This is a genomic window from Seonamhaeicola sp. (genome assembly GCF_028281565.1).
Classification (GTDB): Bacteria; Bacteroidota; Bacteroidia; order Flavobacteriales; family Flavobacteriaceae; genus Seonamhaeicola.
Genome location: NZ_JANQJQ010000042.1, coordinates 38,592 through 59,047 on the forward strand (window position 1 = coordinate 38,592; position 20,456 = coordinate 59,047).

Genomic DNA, 20,456 nt, shown 5'->3' on the forward strand with positions numbered 1-20,456 from the left:
CATAAATTTTTGTTAAGTTTGAATTATAATCTAATATAAAGTAACCGTTGAAGCCTGTAGACGAATATTTTTTGAATCAGAAAGAACCGTTCCAATCTATCATGCTTTATGTGCGCAGCGTTATTGTGAGTACGTTACCGGATGTGGTTGAGAAATACAATTACGGCATCCCATTCTACCATTATAACGGCAAACCTTTCATCTATCTGAACATTTTAAAGCGTACTAATTTTGTTGATGTGGCCTTTGTAAGAGGCGTGATCCTTAAAAAGCAATTTCCACAGCTAAGAGATTATAACAATAGAAAAAATGTACGCTCATTGCAGTATACAAATTTAGATGCTATCAACGAACAGGAACTTAGCGAAATCATCAAGGCAGCAGCAAAACTTATGGATACCAACAGAAAGGCGTAGAAAAAATGGTCAAAAACCATTGATGGTTTTTCTAATAGCCACCAAATTAGTCAAAAGATTTTCTAAATTGTCAAGGTGTAACATGTTGGCACCATCACTCTTGGCATTGGCAGGATCAAAGTGCGTTTCAATAAATAACCCGTCAACATGATTAACAACGCCGGCTCTGGCAATGGTTTCGATCATATTGGGCCTGCCACCGGTAACACCTGCGCTTTGGTTAGGTTGTTGTAATGAGTGGGTTACATCTAAGACAGTAGGGGCATATCGACGCATGGTTGGGATACCTCTAAAATCTACAATCATATCCTGGTAACCAAACATGGTACCTCGATCTGTTATCCAGGCTTTATCACTGCCTGAATCTTTAACTTTTTGAACAGCGTGTTTCATGGCTTCGGGGCTCATAAACTGTCCTTTTTTTAAATTAACCACTTTACCAGTTTTGGCTGCAGCCACCACCAAATCGGTTTGCCGTACCAGAAAAGCCGGAATCTGTAATACATCGACATATTGAGCGGCAAAGGCGGCATCTGAAACTTCATGAATATCGGTTACTGTAGGAACATCAAATGTATCAGACACTTTTTTTAGGATCTTTAAAGCGTTTTCATCACCTATTCCGGTAAAACTATCTATTCTGCTTCGGTTAGCCTTTTTAAAGCTTCCTTTAAAAACATAAGGTATTTCTAATTTATCAGTTATAGAAACCACTTTTTCTGCAATTCTTAGGGCCATATCCTCACCTTCAATGGCACAAGGACCACATAATAAAAAGAAATTATTTGAGTTTGTATGTTTTAATTTTGGAACTTCTTGAAGCTTCATAAAGTCTTTGATTTACTAAATAAAGGCGTAAAGATAATGTTTTATGTACATAAATAAACGTAACTTTGCACGCTTAAATTAAGGAGCCCGGTATGAATTCTATAAAAAATATAGCCATTATTGCCCACGTAGACCACGGTAAGACTACGTTGGTAGACAAGATCATGTACCATTGTCAGTTGTTTCGTGAAAATGAAAATACAGGTGATTTAATTCTGGATAATAACGATTTGGAGCGTGAACGCGGTATTACGATTACCTCAAAAAACGTTTCGGTTACTTATAAGGGTACCAAGATCAATATTATTGATACGCCCGGTCACGCCGATTTTGGCGGTGAAGTAGAGCGTGTACTAAACATGGCTGATGGTGTTTTGTTATTGGTTGATGCCTTTGAAGGCCCCATGCCACAAACGCGATTCGTATTACAGAAGGCCATTGATCTGGGCTTAAAACCTTGTGTGGTTGTGAATAAAGTGGATAAAGAAAATTGTACTCCGGACGAGGTTCATGAGAAGGTGTTTGATTTAATGTTTGAGCTGGGTGCAGAAGAATGGCAACTGGATTTTCCAACAGTTTATGGTTCTGCAAAACACAATTGGATGAGTGAAGATTGGCAAAATCCTACCGATACTATTGAACCGTTGTTAGATATGGTTATCGCGCATATTCCATCCCCTAAAATTGAGGCAGGAAGTACTCAAATGCTTATCACCTCTTTAGATTTCTCGTCATTTACCGGGAGAATAGCTATAGGTCGTTTAACCAGAGGGGTTTTAAAAGTTAATCAGAATATATCTTTGGTAAAAAGAGATGGTAATATTGTGAAATCCAGGATAAAAGAGCTGCACACGTTTGAAGGTTTAGGCAGAAAAAAAGTGGACGAGGTACTGGCCGGCGATATTTGTGCCATTGTTGGATTGGAAGGTTTTGAAATAGGAGACACGGTGGCAGATTGGGAAAATCCCGAAGGTTTAAAAACCATTGCCATTGATGAGCCCACAATGAGTATGTTGTTCACTATTAACGATTCACCTTTTTTTGGAAAGGATGGAAAGTATGTAACATCACGCCATATCAAAGAACGTTTAACCAAAGAACTTGAAAAGAACTTAGCTTTAAGAGTTGAAGATACCGATAGTGCCGATAAGTTTATGGTGTTTGGCCGTGGTGTTTTACATTTATCGGTTTTAATTGAAACCATGCGTCGTGAAGGGTATGAGTTGCAAATTGGCCAGCCACAGGTAATCATCAAAGAAGTAGATGGAGTAAAGTGTGAACCGGTTGAAGAAATGACTATCGATTTACCTGAAGAAGTTTCAGGGAAAGCCATTGAAATGGTTACCATGCGTAAAGGTGAAATGTTAAGTATGGAAGCTAAGGGCGATAGAATGGTTTGTGAGTTTATCATTCCGTCAAGAGGTATTATAGGATTGCGTAATCAGCTATTAACAGCTACTGCAGGAGAAGCTATTATGGCACATCGTTTTAAAGAATATCAGCCTGTAAAAGGCGGTATTCCTGAACGTCAGAACGGCAGTTTGGTATCTATGGAAAACGGTACTGCTATTCCTTATTCCATTGATAAATTGCAGGAACGCGGTAAGTTTTTTATAGATCCGGGAGAAGATATTTATGAAGGTCAGGTTATTGGCGAAAATTCTCGTGGTGACGATATGACTGTTAATGTAACAAAGACCAAAAAGTTAAGTAATGTCCGTTCCGCCGGAGCCGATGACAAGGCTAAGATTGTCCCGGCCATAAAGTTTTCTTTAGAAGAAGCTTTGGAATATATTCAAAAAGACGAATACGTTGAGGTTACGCCAAATCACTTAAGATTGAGAAAGATTTTATTAAAAGAGGTGGAACGTAAACGAAATAAGTCTATCTAATGGAACTCTTTGGGATTTCAATTGTGGAATGGGTTGGGTATTTGGCTATGGCCACAGTACTTTTCTCATTTTTAATGAAATCTGTTGTAAAGTTAAGGTTAGTCAATTCATTCGGATGCCTGTTTTTTGTTATTTACGGATTTTTATTAACGCCGGCGTCTAAACCGATTATAGTAACCAATACAGCCATACTTTGTATCAATTTGTATTACCTGATCAAAAAGACGAAATAAAGGTATTGTAATGCACTTAATCTATTAAACTTAGTATAATAATTTAAAAGTTTATCGATTTTGTATATTTGATTTTATTGGTAATTATCAGATGAACATTTAATTCTTTTGTTCGTTAATGGTAAAGTTAATTGTAATATTAGTAATATTGCGGTAAAAGGAAAATTCTCATTAATTGAAAAGATTAATAGACTACATAAATAAGTTTGTATTAGTTAAAATAGCTTCGTTGCAAACAGCATCGGTAACCACTAGAGTTATAGCCGGCTTGTTAACATCTAAGGCCATTGCTGTTTTCATTGGTGCTGAAGGGATGGCTTTAATAGGGAATTTTCAAAATTTTGTAAGTTCATTTCAAACCGTATCCATATTAGGCTCATATAAAGGTGTTGTAAAGTATATTGCCAAGTTTAAAGAAGATGTTGTTGAATTAAGTAAAACCATTTCTACCGTTTTTTATGCAGGTTTTATTGCAACCATCATAGTATCGGTGACCTGTTATTTTAATGCCGAACTAATAAAAGACATTATTTTTCCAAGCTATAACAATTACACATTGGCAATAAAGGTTTTCGCCATTGTACTTCCTTTTTATGCCTTAAATATGTTTACCTTTTCTATTATGAACGGGTTTTCCAAGTATAAAATCCTCATCATAATAAATATTATCGGGCAAATTTTAAGTGTATCCGTAGCCCTGTTATTAATTTATCAGGAGCGTTTAAAAGGTGCCTTAATATCTGTTGCCATAGCGGAGTCGTTAATATTTTTGATCACACTGGTTGGTATTACAAACAGAAGAAGTTTAGTGCCTTTAATAAAGGTTAATAGATTTAGTTTTGGTTTTTTAAAGAAATTGGGGCCTTATTCTATGATGGCGCTTTTTTCTGCAGTTTTGCTTCCACTTGTGGCCTTAGCCATCAGGTCTTATATCATTGAGAATATAGGCTATAAAGATGCCGGGTTTTGGGAGGCCATGACCAGAATATCAAAGTATTATTTAATGTTTGTTACCTCATTAATGACATTGTATATTCTGCCAAGGTTTACTGAAATCAATGATATAAAAGAATTCAGAAAGGAAGTATTTGGTTTTTATAAAACCGTAATGCCAATCTTAGCCATTGGTTTACTATTAATTTATTTGCTTAAACCGTTAATTGTTTCAGTAGTTTTTACAGAGGAGTTTGAGCCTGTTGAAGATCTATTTTCGTGGCAGTTACTAGGAGATTTTATAAAGGTGCTCTCTATGGTCATTGCCTATCAGTTTATTGCCAAGAAAATGTTCTGGCATTATATTTTGACCGAAGCTTTTTTAATCATAGCCCTGTATTACAGTAGTATCTATTTTATTAACTATTTTGACGGAGTTAAAGGAGCTGTCATGGCACACTTTGTAAGTTATTTGGTTTACTACGGAATTATTTTATCTATTTTTGGGAAATCGCTTTTCGGTTCATTAAAAGCAAACAAAGGTTAGCTATTATTTTTGCATTCCATAATTAATGAAGTGTAGGGGATATGGAAATAAGTTTCGTCAATTTTAGTTTTTACATCTGAGAAATATTGTTTAGCAAGGAAAACATACTCCTTTTCGTTTCGTATAAAATTACCGCGATCCATATCTAAAAATTTTTTTGAAATTGGGTTTTGGTTGGCAATATAGCAACCATCAAAAGTGACTAGTCGCCCTTCCGGTTTAAGAGCATTTTTGGCTAAGTTAAATAAGGTTTTTACCTGGTTGTCATTTAGATGATGGATCACTCCGGTTGTAATAACCACATCGAAAGTTTGAGGATCTTTTAATTTAAATTTTTCAATGCTGGTTGCATGAAAATCATACTGGGGATAGTGTTCTCTTGCTGTTTTTATGTATTTGGGATTTATATCACAGCCCGTATAGTTTACTTCAGGTAAAAATCTTAAAATATCTCCGGGGCCACAGCCAATATCTAAAACCTTTTCACCCGCATTTATACGCGCATCATTTTCAATAAACAAACGCCTGGCCCTTATGCCTCCAACTAAATACTGGTACGTGGTATAAAAGTAAGATAGTTTAAGAATGGATCTGGGATCTAATAATTTTCGCATACAATAAATCTAAAAATTCAATCACTATAAAACTATAATATTTTAATGGTTTAAAGGCTTATTTTATATCTTTAGCTATTTCATAAATAAAAATGCATGGCGGAACTAAAAATTTTTAAAAAGCAGGAATTCTCAATTGTTGTTTTTTTAGTGGTTTGTGTTCAGTTACTTTTAAGTTTTCAGGGATTTGATGTTTGTGACGATGGTTTTGCCTTAACGTTTTATCAGCAAATATATAATAATCCTCAAAGTGTAGAGTATAATTTCGTGTATTGGCTTTCCGGTGTAGTTGGAGGTGTTTGGTATGAGGTATTTCCAAAGGGGGGCATTTTATGGTTTAGGATATTCACTGTTATTATTAATACGGCAACTTTTGTACTGGCATATAGGATTTTTAGACAAGTGATGCCTAAAAGAGTACTCCTTTTAGGGTTGCTGACTGTAATTTTTGTGAATGATTATGGGTTTCTAACCTATTACCATAATCATTTGACGGCGTTTTTGGCATTGCTAAGCGTATGGTTTCTAATGCGAGGTATAACCAAAAAAAAGATGTCCTATATACTGGTTTCCGGAGCTATTATTGCTATTAATATTTTTACTAGAATTCCCAATGCTTCCTTGTTAATTTTTATTCTAGCCATACCATTTAGCACAATGACAAGCGGAGTTCGTTATAAAGTAGCAATCAAACCTATGTTTATGTTTGTATTAGGTGTTGTAATTGGATTACTATTTATCCTGTTATTGCTATTGGCTTTAGATCAGTTAGAGATTATGAAAAGAGCTATTTACGGACTTTTCGATTTAGGTAAAACTCAAGGAAGTTCTCACAATATTAATGCGCTTTTAAAAAGTTATGTATTTAAGTATATCAAATTATTCGTAGAAGGAGGCAAATTAAGTTTATTACTGTTGTTCTTTTTAATAGGATATAGTTATTTTAATAAAAAGCAAATACTAAAAACAATAATTTTGATTGTTAGTATTGTTGCTTTATTTGTTTATTTTAAAATAGGTAAGATCTATCCTATATATGCTATAGCTTACCTGGGAGTTTTATTGACTTTGTTTACTAAATCTGAACCATCAGATATTAAAACCTTAGCCTTTTTAGGGGTTTTAATGCTCACCTTTTTACCTTTGGGAAGTGGTGGAGGGATAACAAGTAGTGGTTACATGTGTATATGGTTGTCCGTGCCCTTCTTTTTTTATTGGCTTAATGATTTACAATCGTTTAAAGGGTACATTGGCACGGGCCTAATGATTGGAGTAAAACAGGATATAATTATGAAAAAGACATGCCAAGTGTTAGTCCTAATTATTGGAGTTACTTTTTTAACAGCAAAAGCATATAATGTGTCAGGAGAGGCTTATTTTGATCATGGAAGTCGTTTAAAAAAAACATATGCAATTAATAATACTTTAGCCAAAGGAGTTTATACTAAAGAGAGACGAGCCAATATTGTTAATGAATTGTTGTTACACATTGATGACTATGTAAAACCAGATGATTATCTCTTAGTTTATGACAAAGTGCCTATGTTACATTTTTTAACAAAGACAAAACCGTATATGTATAACCCCTGGGTATGGATTTATGATCATCATTCATTTAAAAAAAAATTACTGTATGCTGAAGAGCACATATTAAAATATCCAGTCATAGTGCAACAAAAATTTGAAACCATTTGGAGTTTTTCTGAACCTATACCAGAATATTTGTCTGAAGATTTTAATAACGATAAAAATTTGATCAATGCGTATGATGCTAAGAAGAATAAGGTGATGAACGACTTTTTAAGTCGTAATGATTATAAAATTGTTTGGAGCAATGATTATTTTAACATATATCAAACACAAAAGTACCATAAATAGTAAATATTAGTTGTTTAATTAGGATTTAGAGAATGAGAAATATAAAGGATATATCTGTTATAATACCTATTTATAATGAATCTAATATTATATTAGAATTATATGAACGTTTAGTAAAAGTTCTTACAGAATTGGCATTAAGCTACGAGATCATTTTTGTTAATGATGGTAGTAGTGATGACTCCATGCAACAAATATTAGCATTGTCTCGAAAAGATAAAGACGTTCTATATATTGATTTTAATAGAAATTTTGGTCATCAAATAGCTGTTTCAGCGGGTATGGAACAGTGTTTAGGCAGATGTGCCGTAATTATTGATGGCGATTTACAGGATCCTCCGGAGTTAATTCCTAAATTATATAGTGAATATAAAAAAGGATACGATGTTGTTTATGCGCAACGTAATAAACGGTTAGGAGAAACTTTTCTAAAAAAAATTACGGCCAAAATGTTTTACCGTATTTTAGAAAGAATAACAAATTTTACGATACCTTTTGATGCAGGTGATTTTAGATTAATTGATAAAAAAGTAGTGGTAGCTTTAAATGAAATGACAGAACCAAATAAATTTTTGAGAGGTCAAATAGCCTGGTTAGGTTTCAGCCATACTTCAGTTAAGTTTGATAGAGATAGTAGAAAACAAGGCGTCTCCGGTTATTCCTACGGCAAAATGTTTAGATTGGCATTGGATGCTATTACCGGATTTTCAGATAGACCGTTGCTGTTCGTAAGTCGTTTGGGACTTATAATCTCTTTACTATCTTTCTTCATTATACTATTTGCGGTATTTTCTTATTTTGCACTGGATAGAACTGTGTCCGGCTGGACGTCTTTAATTATCAGTTCGGCCTTTATAGGAGGAATACAATTACTTTCTATCGGTATTATCGGAGAATATATTGCCCGTATTGACAAAAGTGTTAAAAAACGACCTTTATATATGGTTAAGGATACTAATATTATCCCTGCTGTTGATGAAGGTTCAAAAGATGATTAAGGTAGATACTAATATTAAAAAGAATGTTATTTATTCAGTAAGACCATATAATTATTTAGATTTTCAACTGTGGAATAGTTTTGTGGCAAATGCTAAGAATGCGACATTCCTTTTTCATAGGGACTTTATGGAGTACCATAAAGACAGGTTTGAAGATTTCTCCTTAATGGTTTATAAAAACAATAAGCTGTGCGCTATTTTACCTGCTAATAAGGTAGGTGCCAGGGTTTTTTCACATCAAGGTTTAACCTATGGAGGGTTTGTATTACCTGAAAATATAAAGTTTGAAGTGGTATTGCAAGTTTTTAAAGCGGTATTGGAATATTTAAATAATTATGGGATCACAACTTTGAGCCTAAAACAGCTTCCATTTATATACAATACATTGCCAAGTAGTGAAGTTGACTATTTAATGTTCATTCTAAACGCAAATTTAGTTAGAAGAGATACGCTCTCAGTAATAGATTTAAATAAAAGATTGAAAATTTCGAGTAATAGATTAGAAGGAGTCAAAAGGGGAAAAAAGCATGATTTGTGTATTAAAGAAGAAACAACTTTTGATCTATTTTGGAATACAATTTTGATTAAAAACCTGGAACAGAAACATGGTGTTACGCCGGTTCATAGCCTTAATGAGATTAAGTCTTTAAGAGAAAAGTTTCCAAATAATATCAGGCAATTTAATGTTTATTGTAATAAAGAAATTGTTGCAGGAACCACGGTGTTTGAATCTAAAAATGTGGCACATTCTCAATACATTTCAGGAAATGAAAGAAATAACGAACTGGGGAGTTTAGATTTTTTACATGTACATCTGATAGATCAAATATTTAAAAACAAAAGCTATTTTGATTTCGGTACTTCAAACGACAATAATGGTTTACAAATAAACAAAGGGCTTCAGTTTTGGAAAGAAGGCTTTGGGGCAAGAACAGTAACTCAGGACTTTTATGAAGTTGAGACCAAAAGCTATAAGTTATTAGAGGATGTAATGGTATGATCAAGTTTCTGGATTTACATAGAATTAATGCTCGTTTTGAAGTTGAATTTCAAACAAAGTTCCAACAGTTTTTAGATTCAGGACATTATATATTGGGAAATGAAGTTGCCTCATTTGAAAAAACGTATGCTAAATATTGCGGTACAAAATATTGTATTGGTGTTAGTAACGGTCTGGACGCATTAATTCTAATCTTTAGGGCTTACTTGGAGTTAGGAGTGTTGAAAAAAAATGATGAAGTTATTGTCCCGGCGAACACCTTTATAGCAAGTATTCTGGCAATTAAAGAAGTGGGTTTAAAGCCCATATTGGTGGAGCCAAGTATAGAGACTTATAATATTTCAACAAAAGAAATTGAAAAGAATATAACAACAAGAACAAAAGCTATTTTGGTCGTTCATCTTTATGGTTTATTGGCAGAAATGAATAGCATAAAAAAAATAGCTAAACAGAATAACTTGTTGATAATTGAAGATGCAGCTCAAGCCCATGGAGCAATTGATGACAAGGGGGGTAGAGCGGGCAATTTAAGCCATGCAGCAGCCTTTAGTTTTTATCCCAGTAAAAACTTAGGAGCTTTAGGTGATGCCGGGGCCATTACAACAAATGATGCACACTTAAATGAGGTCATTCGAAAGATTCGTAATTATGGTGCTTCCTCTAAATATAAATATGAGGTTATGGGTACTAATAGTAGATTGGATGAAGTTCAGGCAGCATTTTTAAGTATAAAATTAAAGCAATTAGATAGTGATAATGAAAAGAGGCGAAATATAGCTAAATACTACTTGTCAAAAATAATTAATAGAAAAGTTAAACTCCCGTATTATAGCCTATCCAAGGACCATGTATTTTATGCCTTTGTGGTTTTAGTGGAAAATAGAGAAAAATTCATGTCATATATGTCTGAAAATGATATAGAGACTTTAATTCATTACCCGGTACCCCCTCATAAACAATTAGTGTTTTCTTGTTTAAATATTAAGCGTTTGCCCATAACTGAAACTATCCATAATAATATTGTAAGCCTTCCTTTGAGCCCGGTAATGACTTCCCTTGAAATTGAAAGAATTGTAGAAGTTGTAAATGACTTTAGCTAACAGATGTGTCAATTCAGAAGTAGATAAGGCGTGATAAATCTCAAGAAAATATTTAAGGATAATTTGTTATTAAGAATAACATCTTTGAATGCCGTAGTAATTTCATTAAGGCTTGTTGTTTCTTTATTGGTTCAAAGAATATTGGCACTAACCATAGGGGAAATAGGAATAGCCAAAATAGGGCAACTTAGAAACTTAATTCAAATGATTACAAGCACCAGTTCTTTAGGTGTCTTTAACGGTATTGTAAAATATGTTTCGGAATATCGAGAGGAAAACAGTAAACTAAAGGATTTGTTTTCAACCACTTTTGTGTTCGTTTTTATGGGTTCCATATTGACGTCCTTGATTTTGCTGGTTAGTGCTTCATGGATTACTAGAGAACTTTTTGGGGATTTAGAGTTTGTCAATATTATTAGATGTCTGGCTCTATTACCAATTATAATTGGAATACACAGAGTTTTTCAAGGGATAATACATGGGCTTTCTAAATATAAAGCATATGCGAAAATTGAACTGATTAGCTATATGCTTTCTGTAGTTTTACTTTTAATTTTTTTAAATTTTTATCAACTAAAAGGGGTTTTATTTTCCATAATATTAGTTCCAATTGTTCAGTTAGGGGTTGTTGTTAGTGTTTTTAGGCCAACCTTAAATAAGTTTATTAAAGTAAGGTGGTTAAAGTTTAAAATTCCCTTTTTTAAAGAATTATTAGCTTTTACACTGATGTCTTTTGTTTCAACGGTCTTATTAAATTATATTGAACTTGATATTAGGACTACAATAACAAATAAAGTTAATATAAATGAAGCCGGTTATTGGACAGCTATGAATTTTATTTCCAGAAATTACATGGCATTTTCATCAAGCCTGTTTTCTTTGTATGTAATCCCTAAATTTGCCCGAATATATTCCTGGACTTCTTTTAGAATAGAAGTTACTACCATATATAAGACCTTATTGCCGCTTTTTGGATTAGGAATGCTGTTAATATATATCTTTAAAGAATTAGTTATAGAAATTGTTTATCCTAATTTTTTAGGAATGGAACTCTTGTTCAAATGGCAGTTATTAGGTGATTTTGTTAGACTGGCTTCTCTTGTTGTTTCTCATCAGTTTTTGGCAAAAAAGATGGTTCGCAGCTTTATATTAACAGAATTAATGTCATTAGGTTTATTCTATGTTTTGTCTAAATACCTTGTTACAATTTACGGGGTAGAAGGTGTTGTTATGGCTCACTTTTATAGATATATTATTTATTTTTGGGTGGTTCTGGCAATAGTGAGGAATTATTTTATAAATCAAAAAAACGCAAATTATTAATATAGAACTTCATGGCTACAACAGAAATTATTTGGAGTAACTATTATAAAGTTTATTAAATGAAACAGACAACACTAAGTGATATAAGATTGATAGATGTTCCTAAAGTTCATGACAAACGCGGCTCTCTGGTTGTTATAGAAAATGACTCTTTGGTATTTAATATGGAAAGGGTGTATTACTTATATGATGTGCCAACAGGGGGTAAAAGAGGAGGGCATGCACATAAGGAGCTATATCAATTACTTATACCCTTAAGTGGTAGTTTTGATGTTTATTTAAGCGATGGTAAATCGGAAAGAACAGTTTTTCTTAATAAACCAAATAAAGCATTACTAATTGTGCCTGGAATTTGGAGAGAGATCAGTAATTTCTCATCAGGGTCAGTATGTTTGGTAATTGCATCAGAAAAGTTTGAGGAAGATGATTATATAAGAGATTATGAGCTTTTTTTAAAGGCAAAAAATTAAGATTTCCAACAGTCTACATATTTTTGTGCCACTTTTTTATAATCATGGTATTCAACAACAAAATCTCTGGCATTTTTAGAAATCTCGATAATTTTTTCAGGATTTAGAATTAACCATTCTAATTTAGCGGCAATTTTTTTGGCATCGGGTAGAGCATTGATGGCTACAGTGTCTTCTTTTAAATTATAATGTGCCAGCCATTCTTGTTCAGCTCCTGTGAATACTACTTTCCCCTTAGCCATTGCTTCTAATGCATTATAGCCTTGATCATAGGCATAGACCTGATCTAAAATGATATGGCTATCATCATAAATTTTTATGTAATTAGTATAAGAGACGTCTTTAGTGGTCACGATATTGACCTTTTCAGGGTATTTTTTTTTTATATTACTCAAAGCAATTTCAAAAAAGGAGTTGCCCTTTTTTATATAATTTTGACTGTTAATACCATGAAATATATTGATCTTATCGGTAATTTTGATGGGAATAAAATTAAGCTTATCAATATTAACCGGGTTAGGAATAAGCCCTAAATATTCAGAATGATATTTTAAGGGAATGTGATAATCTATATCTGATGCAATGACACCATGAATATTTTGATATAAAAATTTGTGAAGTTCATAATTAGGTTTCGATAAGTATTTTAATATAAACTGATAGTGCTTACTTAGTGTATTGTCATTATGGAATGGGGTTAGAATAGAATATCGGAGTTTTTTGTCAAATGCATATTTTACACTAACATAATCTGTTCCGCAAGACAAAAGAAATAATCTTTTATTTTGATTGATAATCTTTTTTAAGAACCATTTTTCGGTTCTATAGAACGTTTTTATGCTGGTCTCATTAATGAGTTGTACAGCATCAAAACCTTTGAGTTTCGGTAATATTTTGTAAAACCGAAAAGCAATTTCTATTTTAGATATATCAGTTTTAAAAAGCTTATATATTGCCTTTAAAAGAAAGAAAAGCAAAGGATTTTTTTTTGTTAGAGGTGCGATATTAATATCGACAGGATAATTTTTGAATCCATCACCGCTACCAACTAAAAGGACCTCATGCCCATTAATAACCAAACCTTCTTTAAGAGAATTATGAAGTCTGCTATATTCACCTATCAATAAAATTTTCACTTATCTTTTTATTGTATTCAATTTCTATTTCAAATTAAAACTATTTTATACTTTTAGAAAGGTTTTTTAAAAGAAACTTGCTTTAATATCTATTATTTTAAGTTTTACAATGTTTTAATGAGAAAAGTTTGCATTATTACAACGTCATTGGGTAAAGGAGGCGCAGAACGCTCTACAGCATTATTATCTAAAATGCTTTCTAATCTGGGATGTGAAGTTCATATCTTAATGACTAAAAATGATGTAGATTATAGCTTTTCAGGTACTTTGTTTAATTTAGAAAAGGAGTATGGCGCCAATCTTTCAAGTGTTAAAAAGTTTAGAATTTTAAGGCGTTATTTTAAAAAACACCATTTTAATGTTTTAATTGATAGTAGAACCAGGCCAACGTTCTTAAAAGAATATCTATTATATAATTATGTTTTTAAAGCAAAAAAGAAAATAGCCGTAGTGCGCAGTTGTTTTTTTAAAAACTATTTCCCTGCTAATAAACAACTTGCCAAAATACTTTATAAGAAGGGAACTATTTTAGTTGGCGTTAGCCAGGAAATAAGCGACCTTATCAAAGAAACATATGGTTTAAGTAGTGTAATAACAATACATAATGCCGTAGCCATCCACGATATTGAATTACAAGCAAACATTAATATTGAAATAAAAGATAATTATATAATCTGGTATGGGCGTTTAGAAGAAAAAGTGAAAAATTTATCATTACTATTAGAAGCATATAAAAAGTCATCCTTACCAGGGAAAAATATTAAACTTTTTATTCTAGGAGGAGGGAGAGATAGAAATTTTTTAAAGACCAAAATCAAAGCACTAGAACTTACTAATCAAGTTAGCCTTTTACCGTTTAATAAGAACCCTTATCCCTATATAAAGAAGGCCTTATTTACAACATTGACCAGTCGCTTTGAAGGGTTTCCCCGGGTTTTAATTGAGTCTTTGGCATGTGACGTGCCTATAGTTTCCGTTAATTGTAAATCTGGACCTAAAGAAATAATTGAACACCAATTTAACGGATTATTAGTTGAAAATCATGACATAGGAGCATTGGCTAAAGCATTTGATAGCTTTATTGAAAACAAAACATTATATAATTACTGTAAAAAAAATACGAGAAGTAGTGTTGATAAGTTTTCAATTGAAAATATTACTCCGAAATGGAAAGAATTACTTATGTAAGTAATTTAATCTTAAACAAGTTCAAGGTAATTGCAATGTCTCAGTTGTAAGCTGTAAGATATACTTTTTTCTTAAGCAAAAACTTTTGGAACAATTTTACTTGTTTTAAAAGTGGCTTAGGAAGGAGTAAAAGAAACTTCTGTTTCAAATTCAGGTTTTTGTAATTAATTTCTTTTTTTAATTTTTGGTAAAGTTTATACTCATCATTTAAATGGCATCTAATGGCCAAAGCATACCTGTTTATGTCTAAATACAATTTTAAAGAAGAATTTAACAGTTCTTCTTCTTCATATTTATTTATTAATTCATATCGATCCAGGTTATAATTGCTTTTAGAGAGGCTCGTGTTATCAAAGTTGTTGTAAGTCATTGTGACTTCGGGGTTAAAGGCCACATCATAATGAAGTGCAAGCCTAATCCATAAATCAATGTCTTGACCTGTTCTTAAAAAAGTGTCATAGGATCCAATTTTTTTAAATGAGGTTTTCAGGAAAGCTGTTGATGAAGAGGTTGGAATAAAAGAGATAATATTAGCTTTAAAAAAATCCTTAAGAATCATTAAATCGTTTGAGTATTTAAAATTAAAGGAAGCAGGTGTAATAAAATTTTTGTTACGTTTTATTTCATAGTTATTACAAAATAAACCAGCTTCAGGAAATCTTTCAATTAACCTTTTTAATTCTGATAAATGGTTTTTATGCCAAAAATCATCAGCATCTAAAAGCGCAATATATTTAGAGTTAGACTTCTCAATCCCAATATTTCTGGCAACTGAAGCACCGGCATTCTCTTGTTTATATAAAGTGATTTTCGGGTTTTTAATTTTTGAAACTTTTTCAAAACCATCATCTGTACTTCCATCATCCACAACAATGATTTCAAAATCTTGAAAGGTTTGGTTGAGAACACTGGTAATAGTGTTTAAAATATACTTTGATTTGTTGTACAATGGGATAACAACACTAAAATACGGATATGTTTTTTTTTGACTCATTTGTTAGATTGATATGACAAAAATAACAAACTCTAAATATGTCAAACAAGAACAGCGAAGGGTATTTTGAGGTTGATATGTATTTTGATATCGGGTAAACCAGTAGGTTTAAAAAGGCAAAAAAATAATTCAATTTAAAAGCCTTTAATTTTGAAATACAATATAAGAAAGGGGTGAATTTGGGATCAATTAATTTTGCTTCATAAATGTAATTTAAATTTTCCAGCCCCTTAATGGTTTTATTAAAAAAAACGTCGCTCAAATCCACATCACCATGCAAAACTGGGTTGTCAATATGCATAACAGATGCTTTTATTAGACTGGCATTATAAGCAAATAATGTGTCTTCATGGCCATATTGGGTAAGTGTTTTTTCAAAACCAATTTTATTATAAATGCCCTTAGTCATTAAGGTGTTATTACAAAATGTACATTTATAAGGGATTAAACTTCGTTGTTCAGCGGTTAGGTCTTCTCTGAATTTTCCATATTTCCAACGTAGTTTACGACTGTCAGGTACCTTTTTTGGATGTATTCTACCTCCATAGATTATCGCGTTTCCCTTAGATAATTCTTTTAAATAATTATCTATGTAGTTCTCGCTAATAACTAAAGAATCTCCATCAATAAAAAGTAAGAAAGTATATTTAGCAGCATTAGCCAATTCATTACGGTTATTGCTTAATCCAATGTTTTGACTTCGAGACTTAAAATTTACATTGGCTAATTCATTTAATTGATAATTATTTCTATTTATCGCTTTCTCAGATCCATCATCAAAAACCAAAATTTCAAAAGTAATATTGCTTGCTAAAGCTTGTTTGTGTAAGCTGTTAACCAATGTTGTTACATCGTAATTGTATGTTGGAATTAAAATTGAAAGCATAATTACCCTTTCCTTTGAACCACCTCATACACTTGATTATCATCACATTTTAAGGTTTTACTTGGGTATTTTAACAGTAAAGCATAATCGTGAGTAGCCATTAAAATAGTGTTGCCATTTTTATTAATGTCTTGTAGCACTTTCATAACTTCAACACTGGTTTGTGGATCCAGATTTCCGGTAGGTTCATCGGCAAGAATAAGCTCCGGGTTGTTAAGTAAGGCTCTGGCAATAGCAATACGTTGTTGTTCACCACCCGAAAGTTCATGTGGAAATTTAAAACCTTTTGTTTTCATGTCAACTTTCTCAAGGACTTCTTCTACACGGGCATTCATTTCGTCTCTGTCTTTCCAGCCGGTAGCTTTTAAAACAAAAAGGAGGTTATCATTAACAGTTCTGTCAATAAGTAATTTAAAATCTTGAAAAACAACCCCAAGTTTTCGTCTTAAAAACGGGATGTCTTTTTCTTTAAGGTCTTTTAGATCATATTCAACAATATGACCCTCACCTTTTTTTAAAGGTAAGTCACCATAAAGCGTTTTCATAAAACTACTTTTTCCGGTTCCCGTTTTACCTATTAAATACACAAACTCCCCTTTATTAATTTCAACATTAACGTTAGAAAGCACCAGACTGTCTCCCTGGTAAATAGAGGCGTCTTTTAATTGTAAAATAGGATTTGACATAAAGTAAAAGTTTGAAGATACAAGTTTAAAATTTAAAGTTTAACATAACAAACCTAAAAGCATGTTTTTTGTTGTACTGGGATAGAACATTATTGAGAAAAAAGTTGACTTTTTTAACATTTAATAAGTCAGTTTATAATTATGGCACGATTATTTCGTTATAAGCTTTGTATTAATTTATCTTTGATTTCAAATTAAAAAACGAATAGTCAATGACTAAAAAAAGTATTGTTTCCCTTTTAGTAGCTATCAGTTTTAGTCTTCACCTTTTAGCTCAACAATCTGCAGCTTATACCAGTAATATGGTTGATTATCAAAAAGCATTGTCGCTTTACAATAATCAACAATACCTAGCAGCGCAATCGTTATTCGGAAGCGTAAAAAAAACAGCAAAAGAAGAGATTTTGCAATCTAACTGTGCCTATTACATTGCTAATTGCGCGGTTCGGTTAAATCAGCAAAATGCGGATCGACTTGTAGAAAATTTTGTAAAAGATTATCCAACAAGTACCAAACGTAATACGGCTTATGTGGATGTAGCCGATTATTACTTTGAAAATTCAAAATATGCCCATGCCAGAAAGTGGTATAGCAAGGTGAATGAAGAAGCTTTAGCGAGAAACGAAAAGGAAAAGTTCTACTTTAATAATGGCTATTCGGCATTTTCAACCAGGCAATACAGAGAGGCTAAAAAGTATTTGTCGAGGGTTGAAAGCTCACCGGAGTATGGCTCACAAGCAAAATATTATATTGGTTTTATGGCTTATGAAGGCGATGATTATGACAAAGCCAATGAGTATTTTGACCAGGTAAGTGATCAGGAACGGTACAAAGAAAAGCTATCCTATTATCAGGCAGATTTAAACTTTAAATTGGGGAATTTTGAAAAAGCCATTGAATTGGCTAAAGAAAGGCTACCTGTAAGTGATGAAGACGAAGTATCGGAGCTTTCAAAAATAATAGGAGAGAGTTATTTTAATTTAGAAGAATACGCTGCTGCCATTCCTTATTTAACCGCTTATAAAGGAAAAAAAGGGAGACGTGAAAGAACCGCTAAATGGAATAATACGGATTTCTACCAACTAGGATATGCGCATTACAAACAAGGGGATTATGAAAAAGCCATTTCAGAATTTAATAAAATAATAGGAGGTAATAATGGCATAGCTCAAAATGCATACTATCACTTAGGTGAAAGTTACATCCATCTTGATAAAAAACAGGAAGCTTTAAATGCCTTCAGGTATGCATCTCAAATGGATTTCGATTTGAAAATTCAGGAAGACGCCTGGTTAAATTATGCTAAAATTAGTTACGAGATAGGAAATCCATATCAGTCTGCACCACAGGTTTTAGCAGGTTATTTGGAAAAATACCCTAAAACACCTTATAAAGAAGAGATTGAAACCTTATTGATAGATTCTTATATTACGTCTAAAAACTATAAAGAAGCGCTCAAGCTGTTAGAGGATAAAAAGAGTTTTGAAAACAAAGTAGCCTATCAAAAAGTAGCGTTTTACAGAGGGATTGAATTGTATAATGAAAATCAATATTTAGAAGCAGAATCGTTGTTCGATCAGTCTTTAAAAGAGCCCAGAGACGATAGATATACAGCCAGAGCAACGTTTTGGAAAGCAGAAGCCGATTATAACTTAACCAATTATGAGGATGCCCTGGTTGGTTTCAAACAGTTTCGGCAAACCAGTTCAAACACACCAGAAACTGAGAATTTAGATTATAATTTGGCTTATACCTACTTCAAACTGAAGAACTACGGAAAGGCTACGGAGCATTTCAATCGGTTCATTTCAACCAAAAAGGACGATAAAGTAAGGTTGAATGATGCCTACCTGCGTTTGGGTGACGGACATTTTGTGACCAGTAATTACAGTAATGCTATTAAGGCCTATAATAGTGCTATCAAGTTAAGCGAAATAGACTCCGATTATCCGGCATTTCAAAAAGCAATTAGTGTTGGATATTTAGGGCAATCATCAAAAAAAATAAAAGAATTAGAACAGTTTATAGTCGATTATCCGAAGTCGAAACTACGTGACGATGCCCTGTATGAATTAGGGAATTCATATGTAAAAGCCAATGAAACAGACAAAGCCATGCAGGCTTACAACAAGTTAAATTCTGAATATAAAATGAGTTCGTTTGTTCCAAAATCACTGTTACGTCAAGGACTGGTTTATTACAATGGTAATGAGAATGAACGCGCTTTAACCAAGTTTAAAAAAGTGGCCGGTACTTACCCGGGAACACCGGAAGCGGTTCAGGCTGTGTCTACTGCAAAATTGATTTATATTGACTTAGGGCGTGTTGATGATTATGCCAATTGGGTAAGAACCTTAGATTATGTTGAAGTTACCGATGCCGAATTAGATAATGCTTCTTACGAAGCGGCCGAAAAACAATATTTAGACGGCAATACAGACAGGGCCATCAGACAATTTAACAGTTATGTCAGTGAGTTCCCTAACGGATTACACATATTACAAGCGCATTTTTATTTAGGGCAATTATATTATAAAAAGGGATTGGTAGCCAATGCAGCACCGCATTACAAATATATTGTTGAGACTTCGCAAAATGAATATACCGAAGAAGCCTTATCACGTTTGTCACAATATTATTTAGAAGAAAAAAGTTGGAACAATGCCATTCCAATATTACAACGTTTAGAAGAAGAAGCAAACTTTCCACAAAATGTAGTATTTGCACAGTCAAATTTAATGAAAGCTAACTATCAGCTGGAGAATTATGAAGCGGCTGTTTCGTATGCCGAAAAAGTATTGGCTAGCTCAAAAATAGATAATAAAATTAAGAGCGATGCTTATATTATAATCGCACGTTCAGCTATAAAAACAGGTGATGAGGACAAAGCCAAATCTGCCTTTGCGCAGGTTGAAAAAGTGGCTACAGGAGAAACGGCTGCTGAAGCTTTATATTACAACGCTTACTTTAAAAATAAAGAAGGGAAGTATCAGGCGTCAAATAACGCGGTACAAAAATTAGCTAAAGATTTTTCGGGTTATAAATATTACAGTGCTAAAGGTTTGGTGCTTATGGCAAAGAATTTTTATGCTTTAAATGATGCATTTCAAGCTACTTATATTTTGGAAAGCGTTATTGAAAATTTTGCAGAATTTGATGATGTGGTTGGCGAAGCCAAGGAAGAGCTGAGTAAAATAAAAGCAGAAGAAGCCAAAACCAATTCATCTATTCAACCTGAGTAAATCAGTAAGCAGTATAAACATTGAGTCTTTGCGAGCAAAAATCATCAATCATAAAACATAAACTTGCCCTGAGTTAAGTCGAAGGGTCGTAA

The 20,456-nt window shown here is 32.8% G+C and carries 18 protein-coding genes; 12 read left to right on the top strand and 6 right to left on the bottom strand.

What is annotated here, in order from left to right; translation table 11 throughout:
• Positions 1-71 precede the first annotated feature (71 nt).
• Positions 72-416 (top strand): DUF1801 domain-containing protein, encoded by a 345-nt coding sequence (locus Q0983_RS17165; RefSeq protein WP_299556111.1) that lies wholly within the window; start codon positions 72-74, stop codon positions 414-416.
• Positions 417-425: 9 nt separating this feature from the next.
• On the opposite strand, the gene kdsA is transcribed toward Q0983_RS17165, so the two are convergent.
• On the bottom strand, positions 426-1,244 hold the full coding sequence (gene kdsA / locus Q0983_RS17170) for a 3-deoxy-8-phosphooctulonate synthase (protein WP_299556113.1): 819 nt from the start codon (positions 1,242-1,244) through the stop codon (positions 426-428).
• 92 nt (positions 1,245-1,336) lie between these two features.
• Here kdsA and typA point away from each other — a divergent pair, with 92 nt between their 5' ends.
• The 3 genes from typA (at position 1,337) to Q0983_RS17185 (ending at position 4,849) form a co-directional block, all read left to right on the top strand.
• Positions 1,337-3,136, top strand: a complete 1,800-nt coding sequence (typA, locus tag Q0983_RS17175) for a translational GTPase TypA (protein WP_299556115.1) — start codon at positions 1,337-1,339, stop codon at positions 3,134-3,136.
• Positions 3,136-3,369, top strand: a complete 234-nt coding sequence (locus Q0983_RS17180) for a uroporphyrinogen decarboxylase (RefSeq protein WP_299556116.1) — start codon at positions 3,136-3,138, stop codon at positions 3,367-3,369. The genes typA and Q0983_RS17180 overlap by 1 nt, the downstream gene beginning before the upstream one ends.
• A 175-nt stretch (positions 3,370-3,544) precedes the next feature.
• Positions 3,545-4,849 (top strand): O-antigen translocase, encoded by a 1,305-nt coding sequence (locus Q0983_RS17185; protein WP_299556117.1) that lies wholly within the window; start codon positions 3,545-3,547, stop codon positions 4,847-4,849.
• Here the strand turns inward: Q0983_RS17185 and Q0983_RS17190 are convergent.
• Positions 4,846-5,463, bottom strand: a complete 618-nt coding sequence (locus Q0983_RS17190) for a class I SAM-dependent methyltransferase (RefSeq protein ID WP_299556118.1) — start codon at positions 5,461-5,463, stop codon at positions 4,846-4,848. The genes Q0983_RS17185 and Q0983_RS17190 overlap by 4 nt on opposite strands.
• 96 nt (positions 5,464-5,559) lie before the next feature.
• Between Q0983_RS17190 and Q0983_RS17195 the strand changes: the two genes are divergently transcribed.
• The 6 genes from Q0983_RS17195 to Q0983_RS17220 all read left to right on the top strand — a co-directional run bounded on the left by Q0983_RS17195 (position 5,560) and on the right by Q0983_RS17220 (position 12,232).
• The gene (locus Q0983_RS17195; RefSeq protein WP_299556119.1) at positions 5,560-7,341 is read left to right on the top strand and encodes a glycosyltransferase family 39 protein; all 1,782 of its coding nucleotides are present in this window, start codon (positions 5,560-5,562) and stop codon (positions 7,339-7,341) included.
• 32 nt (positions 7,342-7,373) lie between these two features.
• Entirely contained in the window at positions 7,374-8,339 is a 966-nt protein-coding gene (locus Q0983_RS17200) for a glycosyltransferase family 2 protein (RefSeq protein ID WP_299556120.1), read from the top strand.
• Positions 8,317-9,339: a GNAT family N-acetyltransferase gene (locus Q0983_RS17205; protein ID WP_299556121.1), complete on the top strand. Its 1,023-nt coding sequence runs from the start codon at positions 8,317-8,319 to the stop codon at positions 9,337-9,339. Before Q0983_RS17200 ends, Q0983_RS17205 begins: the two co-directional genes overlap by 23 nt.
• Complete coding sequence (locus tag Q0983_RS17210; RefSeq protein WP_299556122.1) at positions 9,336-10,439, top strand: DegT/DnrJ/EryC1/StrS family aminotransferase; 1,104 nt, start codon at positions 9,336-9,338, stop codon at positions 10,437-10,439. Before Q0983_RS17205 ends, Q0983_RS17210 begins: the two co-directional genes overlap by 4 nt.
• 84 nt (positions 10,440-10,523) lie before the next feature.
• Positions 10,524-11,762 (top strand): O-antigen translocase, encoded by a 1,239-nt coding sequence (locus Q0983_RS17215; RefSeq protein ID WP_299556123.1) that lies wholly within the window; start codon positions 10,524-10,526, stop codon positions 11,760-11,762.
• A 59-nt stretch (positions 11,763-11,821) separates the two neighbouring features.
• Complete coding sequence (locus tag Q0983_RS17220; RefSeq protein ID WP_299556124.1) at positions 11,822-12,232, top strand: FdtA/QdtA family cupin domain-containing protein; 411 nt, start codon at positions 11,822-11,824, stop codon at positions 12,230-12,232.
• On the opposite strand, the gene Q0983_RS17225 is transcribed toward Q0983_RS17220, so the two are convergent.
• A complete protein-coding gene (locus Q0983_RS17225; protein ID WP_299556125.1) occupies positions 12,229-13,368 on the bottom strand; it encodes a glycosyltransferase in 1,140 nt (379 codons plus the stop codon). The genes Q0983_RS17220 and Q0983_RS17225 overlap by 4 nt on opposite strands.
• 117 nt (positions 13,369-13,485) lie before the next feature.
• Between Q0983_RS17225 and Q0983_RS17230 the strand changes: the two genes are divergently transcribed.
• Positions 13,486-14,556, top strand: coding sequence for a glycosyltransferase (locus tag Q0983_RS17230; protein WP_299556126.1), 1,071 nt, complete (start codon positions 13,486-13,488; stop codon positions 14,554-14,556).
• A 40-nt stretch (positions 14,557-14,596) separates the two neighbouring features.
• Here Q0983_RS17230 and Q0983_RS17235 read toward each other — a convergent pair whose 3' ends face one another.
• The 3 genes from Q0983_RS17235 to Q0983_RS17245 are packed head-to-tail and all read right to left on the bottom strand — an operon-like array spanning position 14,597 to position 17,122.
• On the bottom strand, positions 14,597-15,550 hold the full coding sequence (locus tag Q0983_RS17235) for a glycosyltransferase family 2 protein (RefSeq protein WP_299556127.1): 954 nt from the start codon (positions 15,548-15,550) through the stop codon (positions 14,597-14,599).
• On the bottom strand, positions 15,519-16,436 hold the full coding sequence (locus tag Q0983_RS17240) for a glycosyltransferase (RefSeq protein WP_299556128.1): 918 nt from the start codon (positions 16,434-16,436) through the stop codon (positions 15,519-15,521). The genes Q0983_RS17235 and Q0983_RS17240 overlap by 32 nt, the downstream gene beginning before the upstream one ends.
• A gap of 2 nt (positions 16,437-16,438) precedes the next feature.
• Positions 16,439-17,122 (bottom strand): ATP-binding cassette domain-containing protein, encoded by a 684-nt coding sequence (locus tag Q0983_RS17245; RefSeq protein WP_299556129.1) that lies wholly within the window; start codon positions 17,120-17,122, stop codon positions 16,439-16,441.
• A gap of 212 nt (positions 17,123-17,334) precedes the next feature.
• Here Q0983_RS17245 and Q0983_RS17250 point away from each other — a divergent pair, with 212 nt between their 5' ends.
• Positions 17,335-20,364, top strand: coding sequence for a tetratricopeptide repeat protein (locus Q0983_RS17250; protein ID WP_299556130.1), 3,030 nt, complete (start codon positions 17,335-17,337; stop codon positions 20,362-20,364).
• The last annotated feature ends 92 nt before the right edge of the window (positions 20,365-20,456 follow it).